This is a genomic window from Streptomyces sp. NPDC002790 (assembly GCF_040295505.1).
GTDB lineage: Bacteria > Actinomycetota > Actinomycetes > Streptomycetales > Streptomycetaceae > Streptomyces.
This window is the reverse complement of record NZ_JBEOVM010000210.1, coordinates 1-4815: the sequence shown is the minus strand read 5'-3', so window position 1 is coordinate 4815 and position 4815 is coordinate 1. Positions and strand designations below refer to the sequence as shown.

The 4815-nt window shown below is 69.7% G+C and carries 5 protein-coding genes; 2 read left to right on the top strand and 3 right to left on the bottom strand.

Features of this window, described 5'->3' with window-relative positions; genetic code table 11:
* Nucleotides 1-98 precede the first annotated feature (98 nt).
* From ABT004_RS35910 to ABT004_RS35900, 3 genes are all read right to left on the bottom strand, one after another.
* Nucleotides 99-1262, bottom strand: coding sequence for a flotillin family protein (locus ABT004_RS35910; RefSeq protein ID WP_351345909.1), 1164 nt, complete (start codon nt 1260-1262; stop codon nt 99-101).
* Between the two features lie 14 nt (nt 1263-1276).
* Nucleotides 1277-1522, bottom strand: coding sequence for an NfeD C-terminal domain-containing protein (locus ABT004_RS35905; RefSeq protein WP_351345906.1), 246 nt, complete (start codon nt 1520-1522; stop codon nt 1277-1279).
* A 253-nt stretch (nt 1523-1775) separates the two neighbouring features.
* Nucleotides 1776-2825, bottom strand: coding sequence for a Strvi_7410 family MBL fold metallo-hydrolase (locus tag ABT004_RS35900; protein WP_351345903.1), 1050 nt, complete (start codon nt 2823-2825; stop codon nt 1776-1778).
* Between the two features lie 178 nt (nt 2826-3003).
* Here ABT004_RS35900 and ABT004_RS35895 point away from each other — a divergent pair, with 178 nt between their 5' ends.
* Nucleotides 3004-4470, top strand: a complete 1467-nt coding sequence (locus ABT004_RS35895) for an aldehyde dehydrogenase (protein ID WP_351345900.1) — start codon at nt 3004-3006, stop codon at nt 4468-4470.
* Between the two features lie 2 nt (nt 4471-4472).
* Entirely contained in the window at nt 4473-4706 is a 234-nt protein-coding gene (locus tag ABT004_RS35890) for a ferredoxin (RefSeq protein WP_351345897.1), read from the top strand.
* Nucleotides 4707-4815 lie beyond the last annotated feature (109 nt).

Genomic DNA, 4815 nt, shown 5'->3' with positions numbered 1-4815 from the left:
GGCGGGGCTTGATAGATCAAGCCCCGCCGGCGATTGAGGCGATCTTTTCAGCCCCGCCGGCGTTTGAGGCGCGGGGTCCGGGGCGGAGCCCCGTGGCGTCAGCGGACGTCTACCGGACCGTCGTCGCCCCCGCGCGGAGCGGCTACGTAGGGCTCCACGGCCGAGCCGACACCGTCCCCACCCTCGCCGGAGAGGTTCTTGCGGACCGAGTCCAGGATGGTCAGGCCCTGGCCGACCAGACCCGCCGCGATCTCGCCGAGGCCATCCGCCCCGTTGAGGACGTTGACGTTCGCCCCGGCGAGCCCCGCCGACGCCTCCTTCACGATCTGCGGAAGCTGGTCGATGAGCATGCGGTCGAGCGCGACCCGGTCGTACGACGCCGCCGCCTCCGCCTGGATCTTCATCCGCTCGGCCTCGGCGAGAGCCAGCACGCGGATGCGCTCCGCATCGGCCTGCGCCGGCTTGACGATCTCCGACACCAGTTGCTTCTCCCGCAACTCGGCCTGCCGCATGGCCAGTTCCGTCTGCGCCGCGAGGACCTCCTGCTGGGCGTGGGCGAGCGCGAGCGGTCCCGCCTGCTCGGCCTGCGCCTTGGCCCGGTCGACCTGGGCGTTGTACTCGGCCTGCACGACCGCGGTCTCCCGCGCGTACTCGGCCTGCTTGCGGGCCGCCGCCTGCTCGGCCTCCGCCGAGGCCTGCGTGGCCTGCGCCTGCGCGATCTGCGCCTGCCGCTGGATGGCGGCCTTGTGCGGGCGCGACATCGCCTCGATGTAACCGGTCTGGCCGTCGTCGATGGACTGGATCTGCAGCGAGTCGACGTGCAGGCCGATCTTCGCCATCTCCGACTTCGAGGTGTCGAGCACTTCCGTCGCGAGCTTCTGGCGTTCGGTGACGATCTCCTCCACCGTCATCGAGCCGATGATCGAACGCAGGTGGCCCGCGAAGATCCGGCCGGTCAGGACCGACATCTGCTCCTGGTCGGAGAGGAACCGCTGCCCGGCGTTGACGATCGACTCATGGTCGTTGCCGACCTTGAAGGCGATCACCGCGCGCACGGTCAGGGCGATGCCCTGCTTGGTCACACACTTCTCGACGACCTCCGCCTCGCTCATCGCGAGCGACAGGAAGCGGGTCTTGCGGAACACCGGGAGTACGAACTTCCCGTGCCCGGTGACGACGCGGAACGGCGCTCCCCCAAGTCCCCGCCTGCCGCCCGAGATCAGCATCGCCTCGTCGGGTGCGGGAACGCGATATCCGAACATGCCTGTACGTCTCCTTAGCGGGCGTCGCCCTCGCCGTCGGAGAGAAGAGGGTCGGACCAGGCCATGACCACGACCTGCCGGCAGCCGCGGGACTCGATCACGAGCACGGTGGCGCCCCGCTCCAGGGGGTCGTCCGAGTACGCGAGAAAGGTCTCGGTCCCGCCCCTGACCTGCACCAACACCTCGCCCGGACCATCGGCCCCACGTGTGCCGAGGACCAGCTTCCCCGTTTGGCCGACCACTGCCTCGTCCGGCGTCATCGGCGGGCGCCCCCTTGTCGTTCCAGCTCGTGAGAGCCCTTGGAGGCCGAAGATACGCCTCTGCGGGCGTCCCTTCCATGAAGGTGCGGCAAAGATCGGCTGCACCGGGGTTGCGGTTGCGGGGCGCTGTCCCGGACCCCGCGCCTCAATCGCCGCAGGGGCTTGAAAGGCCTGCTCAATCGCCGCAGGGGCTTGAGAAGCCTGCTCAATCGCCGCAGGGGCTTGAGAAGCCTGCTCAAACGCCGCAGGGGCTTTAAATGACGGACTGGTACGTCACCGGGTCGCTGTCCGTGACCTGTTCCACGCGGCCCGTTTTCTGGAGGCGGCGCAGGTGGGCCTCCGCCTCGGAGACGGCGATCGTGCGGGAGCCGTAAGGGATTTGGGACCACGGGCGGTTCCACTCCATGCGCTCGGCGAGCTGCCACGGGGTGAGGGGAGTGGCGAGGAGGGTGAGGAGGCCGGTGAGGCGTTCCTCGTGGTGGTCCAGCAACTCGCCCACGCGCGCCGGGGCGTCGGTGAACGTGTGCTGGTGCGCCGGGAGGACCTCCGCCGGGTCGAGCCGACCCACCCGCTCGAGCGAGTCGAGGTAGTCGCCGAGCGGGTCCGTGACGGTGGCGTCGTCCGGGTCCTCGTACAGGCCGATGTGCGGGGTGATGCCGGGCAGCATGTGATCGCCGGAGAAGAGGCGGCCGTTGCCGGGCAGGTTCGCCGGGTGGTCCTCTTCCATGTGCAGGCATACGTGGCCGGGGGTGTGGCCCGGCGTCCAGATCGCGCGCAGGCGGCGGCCCGGCAGGTCGAGGAGGTCGCCAGGGGTGATGGTGCGGTCCGGCAACGCGGGTGCGAAGCCGGGGAGTTGGTGCTGCTTCCCGGAGTCGCGGGCCGCGATCAGCGGGGCGATGTGTTCCTCGGGCGCACCGGCCGCGACCAGCTTCGCCACCATGAACGCGTACCAGCGCGCCGGCTTGTTCTCCCGGGTGCGCCTGACCACCGCCACGTCCGCCTCGTGCATCGCGATCCAGGCCCCGGACGCCTCCCGGACCTTGGCCGACAGGCCGTGGTGGTCCGGGTGATGGTGGGTGATCAGGACGCCGGTGAGGTCCTCGACGCGCGTGCCGCAGGCGGTCAGGCCGGTGGTGAGCGCGTCCCAGGACGTCGGGTCGTCCCAGCCCGTGTCGATGAGGACGGGGCCCGCGTCGGTGTCGACCAGGTAGACGAGGGTGAAGCCGAGTGGATTGTCCGGGATCGGCACGCGGATGCTGTGCACGCCCCCGCTGTGGTCGGTCACCTGCGTCGCCTCTGCCATCGGACACCCTCCGCCGCTCCAGCCGAACTGCCGCCACTGTACGGGAACTTGTAGAACTTGTTTCAATGGTCGCCCGAGCGCACGACCTTCAGGGTGCGCAGCACCCTTCCGGATCGCAACTAGAACTGGTATCAGTTCTGAAACACCGTCAGAAATGTCGTGCGTGAGGATGCCAGCCATGACCGAGCTCGTGGAACACGGACAGCTGTTCATCGGCGGAGAGTTGACCGACCCCCTCGGCAAGGAGGTCATCGAGGTCGTCTCGCCACACACCGGAGAGGTGTTCGGCAGGGTGCCGCACGCCGCGCCCGCCGATGTCGACCGCGCCGTGGCCGTCGCCCGCCGCGCCTTCGAGGACGGCCCCTGGCCGCGGATGAGTCTCGACGAGCGCATCGAGGTCATCACGAAGATCAAGGACGCGTTCGCGGTCCGGCACGAGGAGATCGCCCGCGTCATCAGCAGCGAGAACGGCACCCCGTACACCTCGGGCGTCATGGTGCAGGCGCTCGCCGCGATGATGGTCTGGGACTCCGCGATCAACGTCGCCCGGAACTTCACGTACGAGGAGACGCGCGACGGCGCCCTCGGCAAGCTGCTCGTGCGGCGCGAACCCGTCGGCGTCGTCGCGGCCATCGTCCCGTGGAACGTCCCGCAGTTCACCGCCGCCGCGAAGCTCGCGCCCGCGCTGCTCGCCGGGAACCCGGTGATCCTGAAGACCTCGCCGGAGACGCCGCTCGACGCGTATCTGCTGGCCGAGATAGCCACCGAGGCCGGGCTGCCGGAGGGCGTGCTCTCCATCCTTCCCGCCGACCGCGAGGTCAGCGAGTACCTGGTCGGGCACCCGGGCGTCGACAAGGTCTCCTTCACCGGGTCCGTCGCCGCGGGCAAGCGCGTCATGGAGGTCGCGTCGCGCAACCTCACCCGCGTCACCCTCGAACTCGGCGGCAAGTCCGCGGCCGTGATTCTGGAGGACGCCGACGCGGCGGCCGCCGTCGGCGGCATCGTCCCGTTCGCCTGGATGATCAACGGGCAGGCCTGTGTGGCGCAGACCCGCATCCTCGTCCCGCGCTCGCGCTACGACGAGTTCGCCGACGCGTTCTCCACGGCGGCGTCAGCGTTGAAGGTCGGCGATCCACTCGACCCGGCCACCGAGCTCGGCCCGCTCGTCGCCGAGCGGCAGCAGCAGCGCTCCCTCGACTACATCCGCATCGGCCAGCAGGAAGGCGCCAAGATCCTCACGGGCGGCGGCGTTCCGAAGGGCTTCGAGCGGGGCTGGTACGTCGAGCCGACCCTCTTCGGCGACGTCGACAACTCCATGCGCATCGCCCGCGAGGAGATCTTCGGCCCGGTCATCTGCTTGCTCCCGTACGGCGACGAGGCCGAGGCCATCAAGATCGCCAACGACTCCGACTACGGCCTCAGCGGCAGCGTGTGGACGGCCGACACCGCGCACGGGGTCGACATCGCGCGGCAGGTGCGCACGGGTACGTACAGCGTGAACACGTTCAGCCTCGACATGCTCGGGCCGTTCGGCGGCTACAAGAACTCCGGGCTGGGGCGGGAGTTCGGGCCCGAGGGGTACGGGGAGTACTTCGAGCACAAGATGATCCACCTGCCCGCGGGGTACGAGCCGGAGGCGAGTTGAGCATGGGTGACCGGTGGCATGTGGAGGTCGACCGGAGCGTGTGCATCGGCTCCGCGATGTGTGTGAACGCGGCGCCGGACGGGTTCCGCCTCGACAGTGCGCGGCAGTCCCATCCGGTGGAGGCGGATGGCGATGCGAACGAGCGGGTGCTCGCGGCGGCGGAGGGGTGCCCCGTGGAGGCGATCACCGTCACGCTGCTGGACACGGGCGAGGTCGTCTTCCCGCCGGAGGACTGATTGTTGCGCCACACCGTGGTTGCGGCCTCGGGGCTCCGCCCCGGACCCCGCTGCTCAATCGCCGCAGGGGCTTGAAATAACAAGCCCCGTCGGCGGCGGTTGAGCAAAT

Excerpts from the sequence above, each read along its gene's own strand:
- ABT004_RS35910 (WP_351345909.1), bottom strand. The coding sequence starts at position 1,262 with ATGTTCGGATATCGCGTTCCCGCACCCGACGAGGCGATGCTGATCTCG.
- ABT004_RS35905 (WP_351345906.1), bottom strand. The coding sequence starts at position 1,522 with ATGACGCCGGACGAGGCAGTGGTCGGCCAAACGGGGAAGCTGGTCCTC.
- ABT004_RS35900 (WP_351345903.1), bottom strand. The coding sequence starts at position 2,825 with ATGGCAGAGGCGACGCAGGTGACCGACCACAGCGGGGGCGTGCACAGC.
- ABT004_RS35895 (WP_351345900.1), top strand. The coding sequence starts at position 3,004 with ATGACCGAGCTCGTGGAACACGGACAGCTGTTCATCGGCGGAGAGTTG.
- ABT004_RS35890 (WP_351345897.1), top strand. The coding sequence starts at position 4,473 with ATGGGTGACCGGTGGCATGTGGAGGTCGACCGGAGCGTGTGCATCGGC.